At 26.4% G+C, this 25,972-nt stretch carries 27 protein-coding genes and 1 pseudogene; 4 read left to right on the top strand and 24 right to left on the bottom strand.

Annotated elements, in window-relative coordinates:
- Window positions 1-190: 190 nt before the first annotated feature.
- The 9 genes from NSA50_RS02440 to NSA50_RS02400 all read right to left on the bottom strand — a co-directional run bounded on the left by NSA50_RS02440 (window position 191) and on the right by NSA50_RS02400 (window position 9,629).
- A complete protein-coding gene (locus NSA50_RS02440) occupies window positions 191-334 on the bottom strand; it encodes a hypothetical protein (protein ID WP_195266756.1) in 144 nt (47 codons plus the stop codon).
- 217 nt (window positions 335-551) lie between these two features.
- A complete protein-coding gene (locus NSA50_RS02435; protein ID WP_195266755.1) occupies window positions 552-1,460 on the bottom strand; it encodes a sensor histidine kinase in 909 nt (302 codons plus the stop codon).
- 49 nt (window positions 1,461-1,509) lie between these two features.
- A complete protein-coding gene (locus NSA50_RS02430) occupies window positions 1,510-4,146 on the bottom strand; it encodes an ABC transporter permease (protein ID WP_257442642.1) in 2,637 nt (878 codons plus the stop codon).
- Complete coding sequence (locus NSA50_RS02425; protein ID WP_195266753.1) at window positions 4,143-4,826, bottom strand: ABC transporter ATP-binding protein; 684 nt, start codon at window positions 4,824-4,826, stop codon at window positions 4,143-4,145. The genes NSA50_RS02430 and NSA50_RS02425 overlap by 4 nt, the downstream gene beginning before the upstream one ends.
- A gap of 100 nt (window positions 4,827-4,926) precedes the next feature.
- Window positions 4,927-5,670, bottom strand: a complete 744-nt coding sequence (locus NSA50_RS02420) for an ABC transporter permease (RefSeq protein WP_207733857.1) — start codon at window positions 5,668-5,670, stop codon at window positions 4,927-4,929.
- Window positions 5,671-5,675: 5 nt separating this feature from the next.
- On the bottom strand, window positions 5,676-6,578 hold the full coding sequence (locus tag NSA50_RS02415) for an ABC transporter ATP-binding protein (RefSeq protein ID WP_257442639.1): 903 nt from the start codon (window positions 6,576-6,578) through the stop codon (window positions 5,676-5,678).
- Window positions 6,579-6,695: 117 nt separating this feature from the next.
- Entirely contained in the window at window positions 6,696-7,370 is a 675-nt protein-coding gene (locus NSA50_RS02410; protein ID WP_195430410.1) for a response regulator transcription factor, read from the bottom strand.
- A gap of 1,045 nt (window positions 7,371-8,415) precedes the next feature.
- Entirely contained in the window at window positions 8,416-9,150 is a 735-nt protein-coding gene (locus NSA50_RS02405) for a glucose 1-dehydrogenase (RefSeq protein WP_257442636.1), read from the bottom strand.
- 323 nt (window positions 9,151-9,473) lie between these two features.
- Window positions 9,474-9,629 carry a DUF6132 family protein gene (locus tag NSA50_RS02400; RefSeq protein ID WP_142418785.1) on the bottom strand — a complete coding sequence of 52 codons (156 nt, stop codon included), beginning with the start codon at window positions 9,627-9,629 and terminating at the stop codon, window positions 9,474-9,476.
- 184 nt (window positions 9,630-9,813) lie between these two features.
- Between NSA50_RS02400 and NSA50_RS02395 the strand changes: the two genes are divergently transcribed.
- Window positions 9,814-10,368 (top strand): class I SAM-dependent methyltransferase, encoded by a 555-nt coding sequence (locus NSA50_RS02395; protein WP_257442632.1) that lies wholly within the window; start codon window positions 9,814-9,816, stop codon window positions 10,366-10,368.
- Between the two features lie 489 nt (window positions 10,369-10,857).
- Here NSA50_RS02395 and NSA50_RS02390 read toward each other — a convergent pair whose 3' ends face one another.
- The 9 genes from NSA50_RS02390 to NSA50_RS02350 all read right to left on the bottom strand — a co-directional run bounded on the left by NSA50_RS02390 (window position 10,858) and on the right by NSA50_RS02350 (window position 18,894).
- Window positions 10,858-11,715, bottom strand: coding sequence for an AraC family transcriptional regulator (locus NSA50_RS02390; RefSeq protein ID WP_257442630.1), 858 nt, complete (start codon window positions 11,713-11,715; stop codon window positions 10,858-10,860).
- Between the two features lie 364 nt (window positions 11,716-12,079).
- Window positions 12,080-12,697, bottom strand: a complete 618-nt coding sequence (locus tag NSA50_RS02385) for a DUF1062 domain-containing protein (protein ID WP_257442629.1) — start codon at window positions 12,695-12,697, stop codon at window positions 12,080-12,082.
- A gap of 247 nt (window positions 12,698-12,944) precedes the next feature.
- The gene (locus tag NSA50_RS02380) at window positions 12,945-13,475 is read right to left on the bottom strand and encodes a PadR family transcriptional regulator (protein WP_257442627.1); all 531 of its coding nucleotides are present in this window, start codon (window positions 13,473-13,475) and stop codon (window positions 12,945-12,947) included.
- A 56-nt stretch (window positions 13,476-13,531) separates the two neighbouring features.
- Window positions 13,532-14,380, bottom strand: a complete 849-nt coding sequence (locus NSA50_RS02375) for a sialate O-acetylesterase (RefSeq protein ID WP_257442625.1) — start codon at window positions 14,378-14,380, stop codon at window positions 13,532-13,534.
- A gap of 279 nt (window positions 14,381-14,659) precedes the next feature.
- Window positions 14,660-15,775, bottom strand: a complete 1,116-nt coding sequence (locus NSA50_RS02370) for a sensor histidine kinase (protein WP_257442622.1) — start codon at window positions 15,773-15,775, stop codon at window positions 14,660-14,662.
- Window positions 15,765-16,460, bottom strand: a complete 696-nt coding sequence (locus NSA50_RS02365) for a response regulator transcription factor (RefSeq protein ID WP_195266744.1) — start codon at window positions 16,458-16,460, stop codon at window positions 15,765-15,767. Before NSA50_RS02365 ends, NSA50_RS02370 begins: the two co-directional genes overlap by 11 nt.
- A gap of 14 nt (window positions 16,461-16,474) precedes the next feature.
- Entirely contained in the window at window positions 16,475-17,131 is a 657-nt protein-coding gene (locus tag NSA50_RS02360) for a M15 family metallopeptidase (protein WP_195430415.1), read from the bottom strand.
- A 235-nt stretch (window positions 17,132-17,366) separates the two neighbouring features.
- Window positions 17,367-18,110 (bottom strand): hypothetical protein, encoded by a 744-nt coding sequence (locus tag NSA50_RS02355; protein ID WP_257442620.1) that lies wholly within the window; start codon window positions 18,108-18,110, stop codon window positions 17,367-17,369.
- The gene (locus tag NSA50_RS02350) at window positions 18,076-18,894 is read right to left on the bottom strand and encodes a hypothetical protein (RefSeq protein ID WP_257442618.1); all 819 of its coding nucleotides are present in this window, start codon (window positions 18,892-18,894) and stop codon (window positions 18,076-18,078) included. The genes NSA50_RS02355 and NSA50_RS02350 overlap by 35 nt, the downstream gene beginning before the upstream one ends.
- A 516-nt stretch (window positions 18,895-19,410) precedes the next feature.
- Between NSA50_RS02350 and NSA50_RS02345 the strand changes: the two genes are divergently transcribed.
- Entirely contained in the window at window positions 19,411-20,670 is a 1,260-nt protein-coding gene (locus NSA50_RS02345) for a conjugated bile salt MFS transporter (RefSeq protein WP_257442616.1), read from the top strand.
- A 268-nt stretch (window positions 20,671-20,938) separates the two neighbouring features.
- Here NSA50_RS02345 and NSA50_RS02340 read toward each other — a convergent pair whose 3' ends face one another.
- The 6 genes and pseudogenes from NSA50_RS02340 to NSA50_RS02315 all read right to left on the bottom strand — a co-directional run bounded on the left by NSA50_RS02340 (window position 20,939) and on the right by NSA50_RS02315 (window position 24,508).
- Window positions 20,939-21,664, bottom strand: a complete 726-nt coding sequence (locus NSA50_RS02340) for a DUF2812 domain-containing protein (RefSeq protein ID WP_257442614.1) — start codon at window positions 21,662-21,664, stop codon at window positions 20,939-20,941.
- A 15-nt stretch (window positions 21,665-21,679) separates the two neighbouring features.
- Window positions 21,680-22,000 (bottom strand): annotated as a pseudogene (locus NSA50_RS02335) (PadR family transcriptional regulator).
- A 295-nt stretch (window positions 22,001-22,295) separates the two neighbouring features.
- A complete protein-coding gene (locus tag NSA50_RS02330; RefSeq protein WP_257442613.1) occupies window positions 22,296-22,844 on the bottom strand; it encodes a DUF1697 domain-containing protein in 549 nt (182 codons plus the stop codon).
- Between the two features lie 230 nt (window positions 22,845-23,074).
- Window positions 23,075-23,515, bottom strand: a complete 441-nt coding sequence (locus NSA50_RS02325) for a GNAT family N-acetyltransferase (RefSeq protein WP_195430431.1) — start codon at window positions 23,513-23,515, stop codon at window positions 23,075-23,077.
- A 262-nt stretch (window positions 23,516-23,777) separates the two neighbouring features.
- Entirely contained in the window at window positions 23,778-24,146 is a 369-nt protein-coding gene (locus tag NSA50_RS02320) for an ACT domain-containing protein (protein ID WP_257442607.1), read from the bottom strand.
- A 53-nt stretch (window positions 24,147-24,199) separates the two neighbouring features.
- Window positions 24,200-24,508 (bottom strand): isochorismatase family protein, encoded by a 309-nt coding sequence (locus tag NSA50_RS02315; protein WP_257442963.1) that lies wholly within the window; start codon window positions 24,506-24,508, stop codon window positions 24,200-24,202.
- 208 nt (window positions 24,509-24,716) lie between these two features.
- Here NSA50_RS02315 and NSA50_RS02310 point away from each other — a divergent pair, with 208 nt between their 5' ends.
- Both NSA50_RS02310 and NSA50_RS02305 read left to right on the top strand, forming a co-directional pair.
- Window positions 24,717-24,914, top strand: a complete 198-nt coding sequence (locus NSA50_RS02310; protein ID WP_257442605.1) for a hypothetical protein — start codon at window positions 24,717-24,719, stop codon at window positions 24,912-24,914.
- Window positions 24,915-25,635: 721 nt separating this feature from the next.
- Window positions 25,636-25,869 carry a hypothetical protein gene (locus NSA50_RS02305; RefSeq protein ID WP_257442603.1) on the top strand — a complete coding sequence of 78 codons (234 nt, stop codon included), beginning with the start codon at window positions 25,636-25,638 and terminating at the stop codon, window positions 25,867-25,869.
- Window positions 25,870-25,972 lie beyond the last annotated feature (103 nt).

Genomic DNA, 25,972 nt, shown 5'->3' with positions numbered 1-25,972 from the left:
TTCAATAAATATATTTTATATTAATAAAAAATAAGCTACCTATAAAATAATTATAAGTAAGTTATCTTATTAATAATTTATTCTTATTTAAACAAAATAACCAATCTTCTATTTCTATAAGAAATAGAAGATCAATTATTTGTATTTGTTATAAAAACTTATATTAGACTATAGTAATAATTACGTTTTACTAACGTTCAACACTCTTGTTTACGTCCCACCAGCCACCATCACAGAAGATACAGTTAGCATCAAAACGACCACAACCTGCTTTAGCTTTAACGTTCATACTATTTGAATTCTTTAATTTTAACATTTTACATCCCCCTCTCATTATAAAGCAAATAATATACTTCTTATTTTATTTTTTTGACAAGCTTGTCTTCAAATTTACTATAACATAGAAAGCTTGTTAAATAAATACTAATATGTATTTTTTTTACACCTTTTTTTTTATGTGAGACTTAAAATCAATTTACCCTATAATAAGGTAAAAAAGGTTAGTATTTATCCTTTACATAGAAAAAATACTAACCTTTTTATATAAATTATTAAGCTTTAGGAAATGAAATAGATATAAAGAACCTACTATTATTATAATAAGCCTCTATTTTTCCATTCATCTGCATTGTAATTTCTTTAGCTATTGTCAAGCCTAACCCCGTAGTCTTTTTATTTCTAGATTGATCCTTTGTATAAAAACGGTCAAATATTTTATCTAAATCCTCTCCAGTCATTGGATCACTAATATTAGAAAACGTAAATATATAACTATCTTTTTCCTGGATTTGAAAACAATATTCTCCTTTACCATGAGTAATTGCATTAAATAAGATATTAGAAAATATTCTTTTTATCCCTTGTTCATCTCCTAGTATTATGCATGGCTTTTCTAATAAATGAATAGTAGGCTCTTCTCCGTTCTTATTAAAATCATCATAATACATAGCAAGCGTATCTATAAAAACTTTTTTTGCATCTATAGATACGTGTTCATAAATAATTTCTCCTGATTCAATACGTACATATTCAAATAATTGTTCCAGCAACATTTTAACCATATTTTGTCTTTCCAATATTATTCTTAAGTATTCTTGGCTTTCTTCTTCTGTAGCACTTGCCTGAAGCATTTGAACATATCCACTAGCAGTTGTAAGCGGTGTACGTAAATCATGTGCAATATTGGTTATACCCTTTCTAAACTTCATAGTTAACCTTTTAATTCGTATACGTGACAGTCTGATATCTTTAATTAGCTTATTTAGTATATTTACCAAATCTACGATATCACTTTGCCTTGCCAGTACTGTTAGAAGTTCATTAGTATCAGGTACATTCATTATTTCCAATAATTGTCTAGTAATATGCTTAATGTTCATACGATAATATAAATGATAAATAATTAGTATAATAAGCATAAACATAAGCAAAAAAGTTGTAACCACCCAAACATCCTTCATATTAACTCCTTTGCAACAATAAACTCGCAGCTATAATAAACATTAAATACTATACTAGTCCATCTTTCATTGCTTCTATAATATTACTTCTTTTAACAGACTTAGAAGAAAACCAATAAGCCAAAAGTATAGATATAAATACTAGTATAGCATAAACTAAAATTGATTTACCTGGGAAGACAGTTATAAATTCACTCCATGTCATTGATGTTAAATTTAGCATATACCAACATATAATAAATACTACAGGAATAGCAATAACAATTGGTTTTAATGCAAATAATAAGCCTTCTAATGTAAGCATTTTATTTAATCCTTTCGGAGTTAATCCTACTGACCTTAACATAGCAAATTCTTTTTTACGTAATCTCATATTATTTGAAACAATAGAAAATGCATTAAAAATACCAATCATACCAATCATTAATGCAACAGCAGAAACACCAATCTCAATAGCTCTCTGAACTAGTTCTTTATGATTTTTTTCTTCTAATAAAGTCCATATACTAAAATCTTCTGATCCTAAATAAGAGCTACAAGTCTGTGTTAATTCTTTCTTTGCATTTACACTAGCCTCATCCCCAACCAACAAATCAATTGACATTCTACTAGATTCAAGAATACGCTCTGGTGAAAAATCGTTAACTATTTTATCATAATTCTTCATTGGTATTATTAAAGCTAGACTATATCTGTTACTATTTATATCACTAGGATATTTATCTGTAACATCTCCTATTTTTATCTTAAAATTATTGGTTGTATCCATATCATCATCTACTTTTTCATATAAACTCATTTCACTTCCTTCTTTTGTATTTAAAAATGGAATTTCTTCTGCAACTTTTGAATCAACAGGTATATGATATGTTCTATTTATCAATATACCTGATACTGTACTTTCTGTATTATATTTTTCATAGTCAGTTCCAATATCATTGCAATATTTTTCAAATGATTCATCACTCAATCCTACTAGATTAACTATAATTCTATATTTATCATCTTCTTTTAATACATTGTATTTATTGCTGCTTATTTCAGTAAATCCACCTGATGCAGCAAAAACATCTGACTCGTCTTCTGAACTTACATATGTTGAAGTACGTACCTGCCTTCTAATAACACTATCTTTAACTTCTGGCATTGAAGTAATCCTATTAATCATTTCGTCGCTTGGTTCATCAACGACATTTAGAGAAACTGTAATATCATGACTAACTTCTTTGCTATTTTGAGAATCAGCTAAATTATATATGGAAATAATATTGGTATAACCAGCTATCAAAATAAAGCACATTGAAAGAGAAAGAACTGCTACTCGTAAACTTTTCTTATTTGCTGAAAATTGTGAACCTGCAAGCTCACCTTCTATCCCAAATATTTTCTTAATTATTAAATTACGTTTTTGCTTTTTAATTTTTATTACCTGACTATTTTGAAGTATTCCAGAAATAGCTGGCACTTTTGCTGCTTTTCTTGCTGGAATATATGCTGAAACTAGAACTGTAATTAATGATATGAGTAATGAAAAAATAACAACTATCCAAGAAAAACAAACCCGAATATTCTTATAATCTTCTATAAGGCTCAAAATTCCATTAACCTTAGAAAATACAAGATAACTAAACATATATCCTATTATTAAACCAATTGGAAGCTGAACAATCCATAGCAAAAATCCCTCATAGAGGACAGAATACTTAATTTGTTTTGGTGTTGCTCCTAAGCTCTTTAAAATACTTAATTCCTTAATTCTACTATTAGCTGATAAAGCAAATGCATTATAAATGATAAGAATAAATGCTCCCATAATTAGTAAAAGCATGATTACTGCTATAGCTAGAATTAAAATAAATTGAGTGTTTGTATTATTTTTATCGCTTATTCCATATAAATTCAATAACTGTGTATTATACATAACTCTATATTGTCCATGTTCGTCCTTACTTAATCCAATAGATTCAGCAATATCTGGTAGTTCCTTATATATCCCTCGAACATTCTTAAAATTCATATAAACTGTAAGTTCATCACTTGGTTGAATATCTGAAACATCCAAATATCCCATTGCAATATATCCTGGAAATAAAGAAATTGCAGATATGTCTAACTCTCCAACTATTGTATAAGTCTTTGTTCCTGATACCTCAAAGGTTTCACCTTCTTGTTTATAAGCTTGTGTTTGAATTGCTACGTTATTTAACATACGGTTCCCTATTGGGAGTGTTACCTTATCACCAACTTTATATTGTGGATTATCTATAAAGAATAGTTTCGATATAACAATTTCTCCCGATTCTTCTGGAAGTCTTCCTTCTATAACACTATTTTTAAAGTTCATGTTGTTCCAAAAATCCTTATTTGCATCTCTCAATAACAAATATTGGCGCTTTGTATCCTGAAGCTCTGCTGTAATCCAACTTCCTTTAATCATTGTAGTTTTAATAGCTGGATTTTCTGTAATATGTTTTAATTTATCACCAGAAATGGACTCAGTTATTTCTCCCTGCCAATAACCAGTTTGCTCAATTGCTGTATTTACCTTTGAGTCCCATATAGAATATAGAAAAATACATAATGAACACAATAATGATGAAGCAATTGTTATAGCTACTAATATAGAAATTGTATGCCGTTTATTCTTTTTTAACTGGTGATACGTGTATTCATTCATAATTTTCATGACTTATTCACCTCATCTGACACTATTTTCCCATCAATAATTGTAATCATTCTATGTGCTGATAATGCAATTTCTTCATCATGCGTTATCATTACAATTGTCTGATTATATTCCTCATTTGAACGCTTCAATAATTCAAGAGTTGCTTTAGTATTTTTCCTATCAAGATTTCCAGTAGGCTCATCAGCTAAAATAATTGATGGTTTATAAATTAGTGCTCTTCCTATAGCAACTCTTTGTTGTTGTCCACCTGATAGCTGATTGGGAAGATGATTAAGCCTTTTGCTTAATCCAAGCATTTCTATAACCTTATCAAATTCTTCTTTTTTAGGTTTTACTCCATCTAATAGCATTGGTAACAATATATTCTTTTCTACATTCAATGTAGGAATTAAATTATAAGACTGATAAATTATACCTATATTTTTTCGTCTAAATAAAGCTGACTCAGTTTCATTCATAGATGATATATCAGTATCCTCTATATATATTTTCCCTTCTGTTGGACGATCCACACCACCTAACATATGAAGCAGTGTAGATTTTCCAGAGCCACTAGGTCCAATTATTGAAACAAATTCACCTTTTCCTATTCTCAAATTTAAATTATCTAATGCATTAACCTTTGTATCACCCATACCATAAATTTTTGATAAATTTTCTGTTCTTAATATATTCAAAATCATCTTCTCCCTTCTCTTCCTATATATACCTTAAATAATTTATTACTTTTTTAAATCATCTTGTAATATCACTTACAAACTTTCTTTATTGATATAGTTACTCTACATCCCTTTTTGAAAATAATATACAAGATCCTAAAATTGCAGTTACACCAATTAACACTAAAACAAGACAACACTTCATAATATCCTCTGGTTTTGAAACAAAATTAATTATAATTTTACGCATATTACTAAGACCGTACATTAAAAAAGTATCATTATTTGTTAATAAGGCAAATATATTAACTATAAAATTACTTCCTACAGCCAATACTATAGACGCTATAATTGTAATACCTACATTTTTTAATAAATGAGATAAAAAAGTACCAACCCCTGTGCTTGCCCAAATTATACATAGCATTCCTAAATTCATGCGCATAAACACAGTAATGTCAATTTCACCTAATCCAGATAATATTGTAAATGACAATAAATTTATAAATCCAAAACCTAACACAACTATAGTAATAACCAAAGATATTGCTATATACTGACCAAGTACTAATCTCCATCTTTCTATTCCATGGCTAGCCATTTGACGTATGCTACCATTTGCATATTCAGCAGTAATTGAAAAAGCTACAAATATAAGAATTATATATATAATGCCATCTGCTTCATATGATGCTTGATAAGTAGAAATTCCTGTTCCTAGCATTTCAGAAGAACCAGAAGATAACTTTTCTTTAAACCCAGAAACAAATGCAATGACATTCATCACTAAAAATACTATCAAGGTTCCATAAAAAATTTTGTTTTTAAATATTTTATAAATTTCACTTGAAATTACATTCATAATCACTAATCTTCTCCCATCATTTTTATGAAATAAGCCTCTACATCATTGCCTTCCAAAGTTAAACCTGACACCAAGACATTATTTTCAACTAAAGCTTTATTAATCTGTTCCGGAATATCTAAGCAGTCATAAATACAGATTTTTCCCTCTTCCAATACTTTATAATCGGCACTTTTTATAGTATTTTTTATGATATAAACTGCTTTCTCAGAATTATTTACCACTAATGAAATGCACTTTTTGCAACGTTTTTCTAATTCCTTAGCTGAAAATTCATCAATCAATACACCTTTCTTAATAATGCCATATTTCGTTGCAATTTTAGCAAGTTCTCCTAAAATATGAGATGAAATAAAAATAGTAATACCATTTTCACAATTTAATTTTAAAAGTAATTCTCTAATTTCTTTAATACCAGAAGGGTCTAATCCATTAATAGGTTCATCTAAAATAAGGAAATCTGGATTACCTATTAAAGAAATTGCAATTGATAAACGTTGTTTCATACCCATGGAAAAAGATTTGGTTTTCTTTTTGCCCGTATCTTCTAAACCAACTAAAGCTAAAACTTCCTCAACATTACCATAGTCTGTAATACCAAGAAGCTTATCATAATAAATCAAATTTTCTTTTGCTGTCATGTTAGGATAAAGTGCTGGCTGTTCAATGATAGTTCCTATCCTTTTCCTACCTTTTTTTAAATTACTACTTTCAAAAAGCTTAATATCTCCTTGATTTTGGCTAATCAACCCACAAACCATTTTCATAATTGTAGTTTTTCCTGCACCATTTTTTCCTATTAAACCATAAATATCACCTTTCTCAACATTGATATTAACCTTATTTACAGCTATTTGTTTTCCATATTTTTTTGTTAAACTATCAGTTTGTAATACTAATCCCATATACTTTACCCCTTAATTTCTTTACATAGAAGTATTATTTTTTCCATATTTAAATAATAAAATAAAAATATTAAAATAAGATTTTTAATTTATCAAGAAAGTATAAAGTTTTATAAATTAATTATCCTGCATTTTATATCCTATACCCCAAACTGTTTTTATATATGATTCTCCATTTTTTAATTTATTACGAAGATTACTAACATGTACTGTAACCACTCTTTCATCAAAAAGATATTCTTCAGACCAGACGCTTTCAAATATATTCTGTTTTGTAAATACTTTCTTTGGATTACTAATTAACAGTTCTAATATTCTATACTCTTTTACAGTAAGCTCAATAGCCTCATCTTTAATAGTCACTATATGATTTTCACTATCTAAAACTAAGTCTTTGAATTTGTATATATATGTTTTATCTGGTAATGAACCCTTGTTTATTCTTCTTAACACTGCTGATATTCTTACAATTAATTCCTCATTGTTGAATGGCTTTGTTATATAATCATCTGCTCCATTTCTCATTATCTCAAGTTTAGTATCCAAATCATCTTTTGCTGATACACATATAACAGGAATTTGCAATTTATTAATTTTAGTTAAAACCTCTTCTCCACTTAATCCTGGTAGCATTAAGTCTAATAACACTAAATAAAAGGACTCTTTTTCTAATAACAAAAGAGCCTCTGTACCAGAAAATGCAGCTACTGTTTCATATTTGTTCTTTTTTAATAAAGTTTGTATCATCTTATTAATTTGAGGATCATCCTCTACGATTAATATCTTATTCATTCATCTCCCTACCCTTCAATAAACAATCTAATTTTCATCCAAATTTTTATTTATTTATGTTTTTTTACAGTTAATAATTATTATGTAGCACTACATAACACATGCTCTATGAGTATATTGTATATTTTTATTGTATAATATACAATTATTTTCCATTTAGAATTTCCATGATACAAGATAAAATTTTGATTATTTTCTTTTGCTACATAAGTAATATTGAAAAACTCTTTTGATTAAATTAAAAATTATATTCACTCTGATTTATTATAGGGTATTTAGGTTATAAAAATAGCCTTAGGCAAGATATATAAATGCCTAAGGCTATCCTATAGTTTTAATCTTTAAATATTATGGATAGTCTTTTAAATCCTATCTCAATAACTTTTATCTCTTAATATGTGAATGTATTATAATTTCTATTTATTTTGTATTACATTCTACAGTATTACAAATCCAATAAACAAAGTCTCTAAATATATTAAATTACTTATTACAAGATTCTTTACTGCTAATACATATGTATATTGGCTGGATGTATCTTTTATTTTCTAAGTCATCTTCCATTTCATAAATACTATTAGCCAGCATTGTAGTTTCTATTCCTGTTACAGCTGGTAACTTAATTATAAAAATAGATATAATAAATCCTTTGTAAAAATATCCGCTAATTTTAAAAACACTGCTTCTATTTTAGGAAGTGCCTCTCTTCCTTTTTGTATTAAATACAGGCTATTAATACGATTATCCTTTTCATCTGTCTCTACCTTAAGTTTATTATATTTATTGATGTTTATATTGGACGTTGTACATATCTATACTGCTGTAAGTTTGCTAAAAATCAATCGTATTAACTGATAAAATTAGCATAGCAACTTATTATATCCATAGTAAAGTAAAAAAAGTAGTATTAGGAATTTATATAACTTGCCTAATACTACTTTTTCATTTATTTAAAATGTTTATCAATTATATTAATATATAAAATATAAAAAATGTAGAGCCGACTGTAAATTCGAAGTTACTATTTTTATAACTTACTCTTAATTTACATTGCAGTTAATCCACCATCGATAACAAATTCTGATCCTGTTGAATAACTTGATTCATCTGAAGCAAGATAAAGTACTAGATTTGAAACTTCTTCAGATTTAGCCATTCTTCTAATTGGAATTTGTTTAGAAAGTTTCTCAATCACTTCATATGAATCTCCTTCAGTAACCATCGGTGTTTCTATTACACCTGGATGTACTGAATTAACTCTAATTCCAAGTGGTGATAATTGAATTGCCGCTGCCTTTGTCATTCCACGGACTGCAAATTTTGTATCTGTATAACCAATTGCCCCACCTACTAATCCATTCATAGATGAAATATTTATTATTGAACCATTTCCTGCTTTCTTCATAGAAGCCGCTACTGCCTTAGTCCCAAGAAAAACAGATACTTGATTTATATCTACAATTTTTCTATATTCATCTTCAGTAATTTCTAATAAAGGTTTATTTATACTTATACCAGCATTATTCACTAAAATATTAACTTGTCCAAATATTTTTTCAGTATCCTCTACAACATTTTTCCAACTAGCGGCATCTGTAACATCTTGTTTTATAAATTTTACATTACCACCTATTTCTTTCTCTAGTATTCTACCTTGTTCTTCATTTAAGTCAGTAAAGACAACTTTTGCACCTTCACTTGCAAATAAACGTACATGAGATGCTCCCATACCTCTTGCTCCACCAGTAATAATTGCCACTTTATTTTTTAAACGTTCCATTTATAATTCCTCCTTAACTAAATTTTTTTATTTATATCATATTCATTAATTCATATCTATTTTTAGATATTACAATTTTTGAATTGAACCTACAGGATAATTGTTATTTATTAGCAAATATCATCCTGTAATTATATATATTTTCTTTCTTACTAACAAATAGTTAGTTCAGCTTAAAGTATCTATAAGCTTATAACTAACACCAATATAAAAGAAGATGAATAAACTGTAGATTGGTCAATCACATAAATGTGAACAACAAGCCTAAGTTTTTTTATTCTTTACCTATCTTAGATTATAAAATGCTAATTATTTTTAGACTTTTAAAAAACAAATAGATTTGCTAAAAGAGCACCATATATAATAGATACATATTTATTAGAAGTTATTGGACATGTTCCACTGGCACATCCAATTTTTTTATAGTATATATATCCTAATAGAGCACCAATAATTGAAGCAATAATATATTTTCCCATAATTAAAAATCTCCTTATTATAAAAGTATTTGTTATATCTAATATTAAGGTAAAAATAAATTTTTATATGTAACTTAGTCACTGAAATATATATTAAATTAAGTTATTATAATTTATATAATAAGCATGTATTTATTTTACTAAAAATAAAATATAACATTTCATTTAGTAAAGGAGACTATAAATGAATAATCATAAATTTGATGTAAAAAAATTAAATAAACTAAATGATCCTGAAAGATTAAGTTTAATTGATTTAGATAAAATTATAGAAGAATTACAATTACCTAAAGATAGTACAATTGTAGATATTGGTATAGGTACTGGTATATTTTCTGAAGCCTTTTTAAGTAAATTACCAAATTCTAAGGGATTAGGATTTGATATTTCTGAAGATATGATTAAATGGGTAAAGGAAAATAGAAAGGATGCCTCAACTGGAAGGCTATCCGTAGCAATAATGAGTGAAAATGAAATACCTTTAGCTGAAAATACTGCTGACTTAGTTTTTATGATTACAGTTCATCATGAACTAAAAGATCCTGTAAGCTTATTAAAAGATGCAAAAAGAGTTTTAAAAAATGATGGTAAGCTTTTAATTTGTGATTGGAAAGAGGGAGTTCATAAACACTTTGTAACAAAGGAAAGTATATTACAAGACTTGGACTTGTCAGGATTTAAAAATATTAAAGAATTAAATAACTCAAATAAATTAATTTCTTTAATTGCCACTAAGTAGTTTTATTATATTAGATCTATGGAAATAGTATTTAAATATTATTTCCATAGATTTATTTGTAAATTTAAGAGCGACTAGATAATTTTGTGTAGTTTTTATTTTTATTGTTTTTTATATTACTGGAAATTTTTATTTCCAGTAATATTTTTTTATCTAATTTAGTACATACAGTTTCATATTTTTTTTATAATCTGTGGCTCAAGTTTTACATTTTTTAATTTCTTCATTGTAATCAAAGTTAGTATCAATTTTCTTTATCATAATAATTCATCCAAAATTTTTGTGGTATATTATTCTATAACTACCAACTGTTCATACAAAAAATAGTAGATAGTTTTGCTTTTACGCAAGACTATCTACTGCCCTAAATTTAATACATGTTAAATCAAAATTTTACCTCTTTTACTATTCTCATTTAATGCTTTTTCAACGATATCTAGACCTATCACTTCTATTTATTGATATCTTTAATCTCAAAATTCCATTACGTTATTTTCTCTTTACTGGAATCCAAACTTCACAATAGTAATTTTCATCTGAAATCCCTTTTTCATACTCACTTGGATCACTATACATTTCTACATTATAACCTGCAGCAATCTCATAATCTCTACAGTTTGGTAACCACTCTGAAAATATTTTCTTATTAGTTTCTTGAATTGATGTTTTTCCTTGTCCATAACAAGGGAAAACAGCCCAAGTAAACTTAGGAATTGTTTTAACTATATACCCTTCCATGCCTTCTTTCTCTTTAGAATAATCCTCTGCAATAAGGTACTCAAATTCATTGCCGCCCATTTCCTCATCAATGTTAATACCATACATTCCACATATATCCTTTAGTTTTCCTTGTGAAATATGCTCATTCCAGAATAAAGGTACCTCTGTAAATGCTGTATCATATTTAAATTTCTTAGACGCTCCTATAACCTTAAATGAATCCTTCTCAACTATTTTATAATCCATGATATATCCACCTTCCAATGAAAATTTAATTTTAAGGGCAACAAATGACTTTATCATAGCACCCTCTTTACGAACTGCAGATGGTGTAACCCCATGAAATCGTGTAAAAGCTTTAGTAAAGCTATCTGGAGAATCATATCCATACTTTATTGCAATATCTATTATTTTTTCATTACTAGATAAGACTTCACTGTCGGCAAGTGCAAGTCTTCTTCTCTTAATGTATTCACTTACAGAATAGCCACATAACATTCCAAATCCCTTTTGAAAATAAAAAGGTGAAATATTTACTCTATCTGCAATTTCTTTAATAGATAAATCCTCTGTAATATTTTCTTCAATATAAGAAATAGCTTCTCTAATACTTTCAATCCATTCCATAATTTTAACCCCTTTCAATTCGTTAATCTAATCTTATCATCATTAAAGATTGACATCCCGACTTTTTAAGTTTTCTTTTGTCCTACAATTATTATATCAAAAAGTGAATACGATAATTATCTTATAACAGGTATCTCGTATAATATTGAATTAATTTTTCCAATTAAAATCTATTAATTAATCTATCTTTTTAGCTTACATAACGGTATTTTACTTATAAAAATAGTCTTAACCATTAATTTTGCTTGATTAAGACTACTTTTCTCATTTATTTATTATATTTTCCATCATTAGTAAAAAGCATTTATCGGTCTATACTAAACTTCTATATCTGAATTACATTCATACATATCTATATAGTAGCTTATATTATAGCTTGTAAAACTTCTATATTTTCTACTTCCTTCAAAACATGTATCTCCATCCCATCTCTTACTCTTGTATTTAATGAATTTTTAGAATCATCAATGAAGATTATTCCTTTTTTATGCATATCTTTTATCTTACTTCTTGAAAGCCCAAGTTTATCACTTAAGAGCTTATCAACTCTCATTTCTATTGGATACTTACAAATAATTTCAATAACTAGTTCATTTTCTTTTATATAATCCGCCTCTAATTTTCTTTGAATTAAGTTATAATTTACATCTTCAAAAATAACTCCAGCTTTATTTTTATTATATACACTTAAATTAAAGGCATATTCTCTAGCTAATCCCTTGTCATTAGAAAGAAATTTTTCATATTCATATTTATTAATATCATTAGGATTTATTCTTTCATATATTGTCATATTCCAAGTAGATTTACATTTTTCACATTGATAAATTAGCCAAATATCAATGTTATTTTTATTTGCATTTACTCTAAATTTTTCACTATTTATATAATGTGATTTTTGATTACATTTAGGACAATTCCTTTTAACTATTGGTAAATTCTCAGGAACTATTTCCCATTGGTATTTTTTTAAATAGCTCATTTTACTCCTCCTAGTCATTCAATTTTTAGGATTTGCAAAGGCTATTTCATTACATTTTTATAATAATGCAATAGCCTCTGCTATGCATTAAAAATATCTCTTGTCATAAAGAATTCCTCCAGTCTTTTGTAATGTATATTTATATTTTATCAGCACTACATAGTGCATAGAACCTCATTCTTATTTAGTAAATAAAAATGAGCCAATATGATAAGATCATAATGGCTCATTTTTTTATAGTAAAAGCTTATTTATTCATGTTACTATCATGTAAATTTTTTAATAAATCTTCAAACCATTTAAGATTTACTAAATGATGAGAAAGTGAATTTTCCATCATCTTTCTAAAATACGTCTCAACAGTATTATCATTTTTAATAGATTCTTCTAATAAAAAAATTCTATCCTTAGTTTGTTCTATTTGAATTTCTATTATTTTTTCTAAGTCCTCTTTTTTATATTCATCAGCAAATAACATTGCCCCATAAAAAGGTAAATTTATATACTCAGTTTTACAGCCATACTTATACATTAACTTTTCAAACTCTTTATTTCCCAATTCTGTTATTATATAATTTTGAGTTTCTCTAACATTATTTAACTTATCAACTCTTTTAATATATTCTTTTTCTTCCAATTTTTGAAGATTATAATAAAAAGATCCTTTGGTAAAATTCACTATATATTTGTAGTGTCTCTCTTCCATTAATGATAGTAATTCGTATCCATAAGAACCTGGATTTTGTTTTATTAAACCTAATATTAATAATGGTATCAAAATATTATCCCCTTTATATTTTTCAATTTGTAATACACTATTTTTTAATTATATCATTAGTCATTATTAATTTTTGTAACTTGAGCTAAAAATTCATCATATGATATTTTCCCTAATGCAAAATTCATACTTTTCATATATATTTTCTCCGTCTTAGTATGTACTCTTGAACAAATTGAATTTACTAAATCACCTTCATTTGTTAATGGTTCTAATACATGCTTTCTATTATAAAAAGCCTCAAAATATCTTAATCCAAATTTTCTTTGAGAAATTGCATCAATATGAATTCCATCAGGATTAGAAGTTAAGCCTGATGCAGTAACAAAATAACATTTATCTTGTTCAATTGCAAACTTTTCTAATTCTTGATTGATAAGATTATATTCAGTGCAACCTTTTCCAAATCCTTCTTTTCCTAAAAAATCTGCTAATCCACCAATAATAACTGGAATGTTTTGAGCATTTAATTCTTTTCTAAGAGCTTCAATTATTAACAGTAACTTTTCATAGTATGTTTTGTAATTCCCATTATGACTATCACTTTCCCCTTGATGCCATATAACTCCAACCAATTCACTACTTTGCATAGCAAATTTGGCTTCATTTATTGCATGTCTAAAAAGTACTTTATCTACAGCCCACTCATCTATTGAACTTCCTCCTTCTGCGCAGGGAACTAAGCCAATAATATCATCTTCATTCTTACAACACCATGCCTCTGCAAATGAACTTGCTAGACTTACTCTTGCAACAGGTCTGTCATAATTAATTGGTTCAGTCATCATTTGCCATCTACCATTACGCAACATTTGTATCCTTTCATTATAAATTGGAGGCACTTCACTAATAAAACCTCTACCTGCCATATTTGACTGGCCTAACATTAAAACTGATTTAATCACTTTTTTCATCCTCTCTTTTATTGATGTAAAATTAATATAACTCATCAATAGTCTAATTAGACTATTTTTACATAATCATTATAGTCTAATTAGACTATTTGTCAACTATTCTCTTTATCATTAATACTCTCTAAAATATAAAAACTTCTATATGTAATATAATTACACATAGAAGTTTCTTGTAAATACTATCTTTATTTATTACAGTATTCTTAACTATAATATATATTTATATTTTAGATTTATTTTATTATAATAAATTAGTAAAAAAATTATATGCTAAGCTTCATTATAGCTTAGTGGTAATCTTATCTCAAAAATAGTTTTATTCTCATCACTACTTACTGAAATAAAACCGCTGTGTAATTCAATAATATTTTTTGTTATTGCTAATCCTAATCCTGTTCCTCCTATTTCTCTATTCCTAGATTTTTCAACTCTATAAAATCTATCGAAAATATGAGGCAAATCTATTTCAGGTATAGCCTCTCCATAATTAATAATTTGAACAATTGCCATAGAATCTTCAGCTTTTGTTATAATATCAACGTAATATCCCTGTTTTCCATATTTAATCGAATTAGATAATAGATTTTCAAATGCTCTTACTAACTTTCTTGCATCCGCATATACTATTAACTTATCCTCTGAAAAATTAATTCTTTCCTTCATATTTTCTTTTTTAAACTCATTTTTAAAATACACCACCAATTGTCCTAATAAATCTACTAAATTTATTTGTGATCTTTCTAAAACAATACTGCTATTTTGCATTTTTGTTAATTCAAACAAATCATTTATAAGTAAACTTAGATCTTTAGACTTTTGATATGCTATATTGATATAATATCTAAGTTCCACCTCATCTTTATACTTATCAGAATCAATAAACTCTAGATATCCTATTATTGATGTTAATGGAGTTCTTAAATCATGCGAGACATTAGTTATTAAATCATTTTTAGTTTTCTGACCTTTTCTCTCCTCTATCATAATCTCTTTAAGTTGGGTTGATATATTATTTATATTATCTACTAAACTTTTCATATAACCAGATGCTTTAATATCTATTAATTTATCTAAATTTCCCTCTACCATTATCTCTGTTTCTTCTATAATTGTAGCTAAGTCCTTATTTTTTTTGTACGTTATTGCGTAATTTATAATTAAAAATAAAGGTAAAGCTACAATTATATAAAGATATCTGCCAATATCCTCATACTGTAGTGTGTTCCATAAACTCCATATAAAGTCAATAATCTTAATATTTGTATACCTATATAATAAAATTATTAATTCTCTAATTAGACTTGCTGTTATATATGTTAACACTACTGATATTGCTATTTCACCTATTGGTTTTATCCAACAATTAACAATTATTTTATTTTTCAATTTTGTATCCAACTCCCCATACAGTATGTATTATCTTATCTCCATATGAGTTCTGTTCCAATTTATCTCTTAATCTGCTCATATGAACCATAACTGTATTATTTGATTGATAATATTTCTCTTTCCATACTCTTTCAAAAATTTCCTCCGCGCTAAAAACTCTTCCCCTATTAGTAGCTAACAAATATAAAATGTCAAATTCTCTTGCTGTAAGTACTACTTCATTTTTATTTACCGTCACCCTATGCTGTCTCTTATCTATAATCATATTGTCAATAATTATTATATTATCTGAATTTGATATTTTAGAATTTAAAAAATATGTCCTTCTAATTAGTGCCTTTATTCTAACTATTAATTCTAAGCTATTAAAGGGTTTGCATATATAATCATCTGCCCCAGTCATTATTCCCTGTATTTTATCCATATCCTCAACTTTTGCACTTAACATTAAAATAGGAATATTGTTATTTATTCTTACTCTTTTACAAACCTCTAATCCATCTATATCTGGCATCATAATATCTAATACTATCAAATGAATTACTTCTTTATTTAATATTTCTAACGCCTCTTTGCCACAACTAGCTTTAAATACAAAATATCCTTCACTTTTAAGATTTATCTCTAATAAATCTCTAATTTCTTTTTCATCATCTACTACAAGAATATTATTATAACTCATATTTCCTCCACACTTTATTTTTTTAGGTATTCTTCTAATGTAATTCCATTAACATAAATATATTTTGCCACATCTTTTCCTACATATCTAATATGCCAAGGTTCATATTCTATTCCAGTGATTCTTTTTTTATTCTTAGGATACCTTATAATAAATCCAAATCTACTGCAATTTTTTTCAAGCCATTCAGCTTCTAGTGTTCCTTCAGCAAAATACTTATACTCATTAGTAATATCTATACATAATCCTGTTTGGTGTTCACTAAATCCAGGTTTAGCTACATATGCATCTGCACTTCTTTTACCTTCATCTCTTACCCTATCATTATATATAATCTCTTGAGATTCATAAGACCTATATCCAGAATTACCTTTTAAGATTATTCCATCTTTTTTAGCTTCATTTATTAATTCTTCTAATGGTTCTTTTATAATTCCTGCTACCTGTTTTTCTTCATTTGTTACTTCATCAGAAAATGGTATTTCAGGTATGGTTAATCCTATGGGTATATAGCTTTTATCTAACCCATTTTTTTTATTTACTAAAATTAAAATATCATTTACATTACTATTTCTTTTTTCTATTCTAGTATAGTTTATACTATTTACTCCATACCAACATAATAACAATATTATTATAAACACTAGAATTGATTTAAATACTCTTTTCATATCTTCTACTCCCCCTCGCGCATTATGACTTTATTGTAGAAGATAGAGTTTACATCAATTATAAAAAATTCTTACGAAACCTTAAGTTTTTAAATTCATTTATATTTTTGATAAATAATATACTATTAACCTTATAATATGCTACTTAACTTACAAAACTAGCCTTAACAAGTTATCCTCCTTGATTAAGACTAGTTTTATCATTTATTTATGGTACTGTTCACCATTTATTATTTTAAATCCTTCCCTTCCTAACCATAACCTCAAACAACTTCTCCCCACTACCAATTTCATTTCTATTCCCATCTACGGCTATAATTCTTAAGTTTGACGTATTATCTAGTCTCAACTTTTCTTTATATTCATTTATTGTTGTTCTTAAGTTGAAGTGGCTTCCATCTACATAATGAAGTATGCATATAGTTTTATTATAATCTTCTATTAATTCTCTAAATAAGCCATTTATATGTCCATCATCACAATTGAAAGCAAATCCACACACGCAAATGATATCTGATTCTTTAAATTTATTAAACATATCTACGTATCTTTTAGACATCTTAACTGAGGTTAATGGTTTTATACCACTTTGAGTAAATAAGAAAGGTACTATTATATGCTTTTTCTCTTTGTTTTCATCAAAGGATATTATTTTATTTAAATATGGATCATAGTAATCATTTATACATCCATTTAGGTAATATACCTCTTCCTTAGTTATATCTTCTATAAATGAATTGTAGTTTGTTGTTCCTATTGCATTTATATCTACAAATTCTTTTAGATGTAAAACATCATGATAATATCCATTGTCTTCTCTTATTTTTTCTGTATTGCTTTTAGCTATTGATTCTATATATCTTTTTACTGTATATAAAAATATAACTATTTTGTTGAATTTACCCCAATCTGTTTTTGGACTATAAATGTATCTCCAGTTAGAATCAATTAATGTTTGATAATCTAATGCTCTTGACAATATCTTCTAATATCTGCAATCCAAATTTAGTTATTTTCTCTTCATTACTGTAGTCTTCTCTTATATTTAAATCTTCATTTTCTATTAATAGTTCTAAGCCTTTCATGCCTGTATTTGTATAATCTAATGTAAATATTGCTCCAAGATCATCAAATAAATCTATGCTTTCTGGACTATCATAAAAAATTCCATCATTTAATCTATGTATTAAATCTTCACCTAAAGATCCTATTAATAGTTCAAGTATTGCTCTTGTTATATTTCTTATATTTAACTTAAATGGATAACTCACATTTTCTATTTCCAGAAGTTTTAAAAATGCTGAAAAATAGTTACTTCCAAAAATGGAGTTATCTCCTCCTAGCAATGGATTTAACTTTATTATGTGAGAATAATTATAGGCGCCTAATTCTAATCCTGTTATATCTAAAAATACTTTATCAATATCAAGTCCATTATCATACAACCTTTGTGATATTAAGTTAACCTTTTCATCAAAGTTATTTAAGTAATCTAAAATATTGTTTCTTTTGTTTTCTAAACTACCTCTTACGATTGATTCATATTGTGTCTTTGTAAAAGCAGTTAGTTTTTTATTATCAAAGCCTTCTGGTAACCACCTTGCATAATTTGATTGCTTATCAACATTATTTAATTGTTCTTTTAAATTTATCTTATCATCACTAGTATTCATTCTAAAAATATCAAGTGCGAACTTTCCACCTGATGGTAGTCCATATGAACATTCAGCACCAGCTCCAAAAAACAAAGAAACTTTAGTCATAATCCTCCCCCTTTAACAATACTCTTCATGTTAATTATAGCATATATTACATTTATTAACATAATATTACACTTATAAAATACATATTAATTTCTTACTATAATAATAAGCAAATTTTCATGTATCTCCACTGTTTAAATAGCTAATTAAATAGCTAAACAAATTCACTTATTTGATATGTTTAAGCAATTTATAAATGTTAACTTGCTAGTTTACTTGAACAAGTCTAACTTAATCATCATAAACTTCTTCTTGCCATAATTAAAATTCAAATTATACATATTATAAAAAATGTAGTTACCTTGTTTATAGATAAAACTTCTATTTATTTTGAATTCATGTTTGATTTTAAATTTGTTAAATATATTTTTTTATACTGTATATAAATATTTTCATATATCACATAATAAGTATTTGATTATATGTAATATAAGATATCTATATTTAACAGATTAAATGCAAATATATATAATAAAAATAGAAATTTATTAAATAGATAATGGAAGGAAATATATTATGAAAAAAGATGAATTGTTAATTAACAATAATAGGAAAAAATATTTAATAGTATTCATATGTATGTTTATGCAAGCTATTCCATTTGCAATTGCACAAAATATTCAACCATTATTTATACCATATGTAATTAATAAGTTTGATTTTTCATTAGCATCATTCTCATTAATTTTTACATTTGGAGCATTAGCATCTGCTACATTTTCACCCTTTTTAGGTAAATTATTTGGTAAGATAAATATAAAAATATTATTTATAGTAGGAACAGTATTATCATCATTAGGATTTTTAGGTTTTGGTTTTGCTCAAACATTACCTCAATTTTATATATTATCTGGAGTATGTCAAGTAGGATGTGTTCTATTGTCAAGCTTAGGAGTGCCATATGTAATAAACAATTGGTTTCCTAAAAAATGTAGAGGTATAGCATTAGGTGTAGCATTTTCTGGGGGATCTATAGGTAATGTGTTTTTACAAGAAATCACATCACAAATGTTAGCATCAAAGGGATCAAGTTATAGTTATATAGTATTTGGGATAATTTCATTGCTATGCAGTTTACCAATAATACTATTATTTATGAGAATGCCTAAAGCTAATGAAGTAGAAGTAGTTGAGGAAAACTCTAATGAATCTAATATGGAAGATAATAGATTCAAAGGTTTAGGTGTAAAAGAAACAACTAAGAATAAGTATTTTTGGAGATGTTCAATAGGGTATGCAATAATAGCAATTGCTATATCTGCATTAAGTACTCAATATGCAACCTATTTTACAGGAGAACTTGGAATGAGTGCAACATTAGTTGGTACATTAGGTTCAGTATTTGCATTATTCGGTTTAATAGGAAATATAACTGGAGGAGTTTTATTTGATAAAATAGGTACATTAAAAACAATGTCTATGTCATTTGTACTTTCAATCGTAGCTGTAATAGGATTACTTATTTCAAGTAAAGTTCATAGTTTAGCATTTTTATTCTCGATAGCATATGGTTTAAATGTTTATTCATATATGTCAGCACCAGCATTTATGACTACAGATGTATTCGGTAAAAAAGACTCTAGTGTAATACTAGGTATTATAAATCTTATATTCGCATTAGGATATGCGTTAGGGTCAACCTTATTTGGGGTTATAGTAGATAATTTTGGCTTTAATATGGGATGGATAGTAATGATAGGATGTTTGCTTTTAGGATATATTTTATTACTTACATCAATAAAAAGAGTTAAAGATCAAAATAAAAAGTTTATATAAGGTAAATATTAGGATCTAAGAAAATGAGAAAAATATATTTCAATAGTAATATTATAACAATTAATGATAAAGAATCTAGAATATATGTAGTTTTAATTGAAAATGGAAGTATAATAAAAGACTAATTGTAAAATGAAATTCAAATTTAAATTTTATATAAATATAGCTAGTAAAGCTTTTATAATTTTACTGGCTACTTTTGAAAAATATCATTTGTCCAATCAGGTATTTTTTCTCTCCATATTATCTCGTTAATCTTGAATAGAATTTATAAAGACTTTTTATATTTCTTATAGTAATCTAAACTTAAAACAATATCAAAGGCACCTAAAATTATATATAGTAATGAAGAATATTTCTTCTCAATTAAATTTAAAATTCCTAACACCAAAAACATAACACCTGCAAATGCATATAATTTCCATGTAATTTTGTTATTTATTGCTTCACTTTTACATCTACCATTTCTTTTTATTTGCTTAATTCTAGAGTTATACGCTAAGTAAGGCATAAAATTAAAGACAAATATAAAAATATCAATTACTAATAACGCTAAGATAATCAGAAATATAGATCTTATAGCTATTGCAGAAAAAACTGACAACCCTATCAATAATATAGCCATTATTAAAGAATAGATTGTTCTCCTTCTCGTTTGATTTCTTACACGTGTATATTTATCTATTTCCGATTTACTATCACTATAAATAGGCTTAGTCCCAGCTTGCGCTAAAAAAATATGCATTTGGTTATTGACAGAAAGAACAAGCTCCCATCCTGCTTCTTTGAATATGGTAAAATACTCTCCATCGACATCCAATTGATAATCTAAACTATACACTATATTTTGAGGTTTATCTTTTCTTAGCTTATTGAAAAAACCTCCTACTATATCTTCTAGTATCCAACCTTGACTCGCATAATTTTTTAGTTTTTCCATATCACTTTCTTCACTAAAAGCAAGACCATTAATAATTACATATTTACTTTTCAAGAATATCACCCTTTCCTAACCCAAAAATTTTTCAGCAAATTTAACCATCTGCTTTTTACGTTCAATCTCTTTTATAAGCATCTCTTACCCTTTATTGGTTATTTTATACACCTTTTTATTTTCATCTGTATCACAACTTAACTCAACTAAATCTGCTGCTAAAAGCTTTTTTAGTGTTGTATAAAGCGATGCAGGACCAATAGTAACTTCATTATCAGTAAACTTCTCAATAGTCTTCATAATTAGGTAACCATGCTTTTCATCAATAACACTAGATAAAATATAGAAAGCAGAATCTGTTAACTCCCCAATATCAATAGAATCTTTTCTTGGCATAAAATTCTCCTTCGTACTTTTTATATCATTTATCATCATAAGCGTTCTCTTATCATAAGTAAAAATTCAAACTATACCCATTATACAAAAATGTAGTTACCTTATTTATAAATAAAGTAACTACAAAATTTCTCTCTTCAAATGAAATATATAACTTCACTACTCATATGTAACTAAAATAAATATTATTAATTTTGAAACAATAAATATAGGTAATTTATTAAAATATTGATTCTATATAATCTGAAATAAATATTACTACCGTATAATAATTCTACTATTGCTATTATCCTAATTAAACCTCATTTAATCCCTTCATAATTTCATATATTTTACGGGTAGTATTAACATTTCTTGCTGTCATTTTTTTATATGCGTCAGTTCCTATAAATTTATTTAAGCCGCTTTTCGTAATATTTTCTTTATCTAATGTCCATAAAATTGCTCCTTGTACATACATAACTGTATCTATTTCTGGTTTAATTTTTAATTCATCAATCACTGTTTCTTTATCGATTTCTTCCCATAAAAATAATACATCACTTCTCATGTATTTATCATTTTTCCATGACTCTGGCAAAAGCTTCATCATATTCTCAAAATCATCTATACTACGAATCAAAACTTTAATATTTAACTGAAAATCTCTAAATATAGCCTCTTCTAAAAGTTCTATTATTTCTTCCTTTGTGTGCTTCATATCGATAAAAATTACATTCCCAGAATTTATATATGTAATAACAGATTCCATACCTATTCTTTCAAATGTTTTTTTTAGAAGTTTCATATCTATTTTGTTGTTTCCCCCAACATTTATTCCTCTTAGTAAAGCAACATAAATCATTGTTTTCCCCCTTAATTTTTTTGATTAATTCATTTTATATATTTCTACACTAGTTTTTAAAACGAAGTTATTTTTCTTATGTTCATCGCGCTGTAAGTAAAAAAGCATAAGTTTTCCATCCTACAACATAATTAAGCTCATTTCAATTTCAAGTTTCTATAATATTTTTTATATCATCATCTTCTTAGAAAATCCCTTAATAGATTGGATTTATCTATTAATATACTATCTTATTTTCCTAAAACAATAAGATCCCCTAGTATTTTAAATCCATTTTTTTGATAGAAATTACATGAAGGATAATCTCTTTCTGTGTTAAGTATCATTCCTTCAACCTTTTCATTAATTAGTAATTTTTCTATATCTTTTAAAAACAAGCTGCCAATACCTTTTCCTTGAAGATCATAGCTTATACAAAATTCATCTATATAATATTCCATACCACCTATCCAAGACTTTTTCATTCCTAAGCTTAATGCTACAATCTTTTCATCTAACAATCCTATATATCCTAAGAAATAATTATTTCCCATATGATTTATAAAAAAATCCTTTACCTGCTCTCTTGAATCATATTCATCATACCAAGGTTCTCTTGAAAATGTATCTATAAATAAGTCTATGCATTCTTCCAAATTCTCTTCTGTTAACTTAATTACTTTTAACTTCATTTTACCCCGGCCCCTTTAAAATTAATACCTAAATCCACCACCAATCAAAGCCATCTGCCACTAACTACTCTTTTTTCTAACAGAATTTTGTTCTTATATTTAATTATTGCAGATGTACCTATATGATTAGGTTAATTTCATTTAGGTGCATTTATATCTATATAATAAAATTTTGAATTTGACATATTTATTTCACCTCTAATTTATTAATTAATTTGTATGAGGATTAATTTTTTGAAACAATCTAAATGCATATTAAAATTTATCGCTTTATTATATATCCATTGTGTTCAAGAACTTTTATTGATTTTTCAAAATTTTCTTCTTTAGTTAAAATATAATCTGTATTGTATGTTGATACTGCAAATATTCCGATTTTATTATCTGCTAACAAAGTTGATATTTTTGATAATATACCAATAAGAGAAAAATCTAATACGCCTTGTATTCTAAATGCTTTCCATCCATTATCACATTCAATTACATTTTTAGGTAACCTATTTGTACTGCATACTAATGATAATTCTTCATCTGTCTTTCCTATAAAACAAAATTCATCTGAATAATTTACTTCTGATAGATCTTGTATTTTACAAATTGAAAAATCCTGATTTATTATTTTTATTTCCATTTATTACTCTCCTTTTTAACTTCATATTTTCCTATGAGTAATATAATCGAACTTTAAATACTCATTTTTCTAATTGTTTCATCTAATGAAATACATTCTGCATATCTTCCATTCCACATAAATTCATTATCTATCGTTGTATTTACATTTTGTGAAACTAAAATATGGAATCCATGTTCAAAACCCTCTGTTCCTTTGGCTAGATCTCCGCCATCTCCATCATCATGACGTATATATATTACTTCAATGCTATTTTCCCTAGCCTTGTTTATTGTTTCTTTAACATTAGATACAAATGTGTCAAACCTATATAATTTTTCATTTGTTATTGACTTTTGTGTATCAATTACCAATAAAGCAATTTTAATCTCCTTATTAACTCTTTTTTGCTTAATCTAGTTATTAACCAAGGTCATAATATAAATTGTTTTATAATTATTGTATATTACTTTGGTGCTTTGGTAAATCATTTGATACTATTACGAACTAATAGTCTTTGAAAATTGAATAATACGGTATGAAAATATATGATATAATTAAGTCAAGTAATATTGAGAGGGGAAATTATTAATGTTTATAACAGTACTTAATACAATAGGACTAGTATTTTATTGGACATGGTTTATATGGCCATTCACTTTTATTTATTCATTAGTAAATGCGTTCAAGAATATAATTAATAAAGAATGTCCAACATTAAATATAGTTATTTCATCAATATCACTCCTTGTTATAATAGCAGGAATACAGCTAGCAGCACAGGGATAATAGAAGTACCGTATTATTCAAAATAATATGCGGTATTTTTTAGTGCGCAATTCAGAAAAAAGTAATCTAACTACATTAAGGCAATCTATATGGTGGGTACTCTTTCAAAACTATTAAATCTAATAATTTTGTTTTTTACGGAATTCTTCTTATCATAATTAAAAAGTCAAACTATATCAATCATAAACAAATGTAGTTACTTTATTTATATATAAATTAACTCCATTTACTTCAAATAGCTTAATAATTTAAAATGCATAAATAGAATCTATTTTACTACTTATATTGCTACTAATATTATTTATTATAAACATTCTTTATTAGTTACTTTTTCATCTTTTATGTATATAGTCCTATTGCCAAATTGAGCTGATTTTAATGAGTGTATAACTTGTATAATTATCTTATTATTATCCTTATTTATGTTTGTAATAAATCCTTGGATTCTACTTCTAATCCACTTTTAAAATATAAATTATATATTAACTATTATATCTATAAATTTATATATACTGTTTGACTTCAAATTAAAAAATATAATATAATTTCCTTATTATATAGTTTTGTATAGTAAAAGTGAATCCATTAGTATCATTATTCTGTTTATATTTGATTTTAGAACAGTATTATGCATTATAATTACTATATGGTTTTATCTAAAATATTGAAAAGTTTATTTTACTAGGAAACTAAGTGTAATTTACAAATTGGAGGTATAATTATGAATCAAGGACAAGAAAAGTTTTTAGGTTTTATTTTAGAAAGAGTTCAAGAAGATAAAATTGAGGAAGCAAAAGCATTACTTGCTGAAAGCTTTAAGAAACAATCAGAAGGTACTTTTTCACATGAATATATTATGGAATTTATTCCTAAGATGATTGCTTTATTAAAGTCAGAAAAGGTTGAAGAAGTTAAAGCTATTATGCAACAATTTGCTCAAAATCTAAATCGCTAAATAAATCTAGAGCATTATAAATAGGCTATCTCTAAATAGAAATTCAGTTTGTCCTATTTTAAAATAAATCCATCATAGTAGTAAGTTAAAATAACTAAAAAAT

It is taken from the genome of Clostridium mucosae, assembly GCF_024622765.1.
GTDB lineage: Bacteria > Bacillota > Clostridia > Clostridiales > Clostridiaceae > Clostridium.
The sequence above is the reverse complement of the archived record's forward strand: the minus strand, read 5'-3'. Positions and strand labels throughout refer to the sequence as shown.

Coding starts and splice junctions, on each gene's coding strand:
- NSA50_RS02440 (WP_195266756.1), bottom strand. CDS start 334: ATGAGAGGGGGATGTAAAATGTTAAAATTAAAGAATTCAAATAGTATG.
- NSA50_RS02435 (WP_195266755.1), bottom strand. CDS start 1,460: ATGAAGGATGTTTGGGTGGTTACAACTTTTTTGCTTATGTTTATGCTT.
- NSA50_RS02430 (WP_257442642.1), bottom strand. CDS start 4,146: ATGAAAATTATGAATGAATACACGTATCACCAGTTAAAAAAGAATAAA.
- NSA50_RS02420 (WP_207733857.1), bottom strand. CDS start 5,670: ATGAATGTAATTTCAAGTGAAATTTATAAAATATTTAAAAACAAAATT.
- NSA50_RS02415 (WP_257442639.1), bottom strand. CDS start 6,578: ATGGGATTAGTATTACAAACTGATAGTTTAACAAAAAAATATGGAAAA.
- NSA50_RS02410 (WP_195430410.1), bottom strand. CDS start 7,370: ATGAATAAGATATTAATCGTAGAGGATGATCCTCAAATTAATAAGATG.
- NSA50_RS02405 (WP_257442636.1), bottom strand. CDS start 9,150: ATGGAACGTTTAAAAAATAAAGTGGCAATTATTACTGGTGGAGCAAGA.
- NSA50_RS02400 (WP_142418785.1), bottom strand. CDS start 9,629: ATGGGAAAATATATTATTGCTTCAATTATTGGTGCTCTATTAGGATAT.
- NSA50_RS02395 (WP_257442632.1), top strand. CDS start 9,814: ATGAATAATCATAAATTTGATGTAAAAAAATTAAATAAACTAAATGAT.
- NSA50_RS02390 (WP_257442630.1), bottom strand. CDS start 11,715: ATGGAATGGATTGAAAGTATTAGAGAAGCTATTTCTTATATTGAAGAA.
- NSA50_RS02385 (WP_257442629.1), bottom strand. CDS start 12,697: ATGAGCTATTTAAAAAAATACCAATGGGAAATAGTTCCTGAGAATTTA.
- NSA50_RS02365 (WP_195266744.1), bottom strand. CDS start 16,460: ATGAGTTATAATAATATTCTTGTAGTAGATGATGAAAAAGAAATTAGA.
- NSA50_RS02360 (WP_195430415.1), bottom strand. CDS start 17,131: ATGAAAAGAGTATTTAAATCAATTCTAGTGTTTATAATAATATTGTTA.
- NSA50_RS02350 (WP_257442618.1), bottom strand. CDS start 18,894: ATGACTAAAGTTTCTTTGTTTTTTGGAGCTGGTGCTGAATGTTCATAT.
- NSA50_RS02345 (WP_257442616.1), top strand. CDS start 19,411: ATGAAAAAAGATGAATTGTTAATTAACAATAATAGGAAAAAATATTTA.
- NSA50_RS02330 (WP_257442613.1), bottom strand. CDS start 22,844: ATGATTTATGTTGCTTTACTAAGAGGAATAAATGTTGGGGGAAACAAC.
- NSA50_RS02325 (WP_195430431.1), bottom strand. CDS start 23,515: ATGAAGTTAAAAGTAATTAAGTTAACAGAAGAGAATTTGGAAGAATGC.
- NSA50_RS02320 (WP_257442607.1), bottom strand. CDS start 24,146: ATGGAAATAAAAATAATAAATCAGGATTTTTCAATTTGTAAAATACAA.
- NSA50_RS02310 (WP_257442605.1), top strand. CDS start 24,717: ATGTTTATAACAGTACTTAATACAATAGGACTAGTATTTTATTGGACA.
- NSA50_RS02305 (WP_257442603.1), top strand. CDS start 25,636: ATGAATCAAGGACAAGAAAAGTTTTTAGGTTTTATTTTAGAAAGAGTT.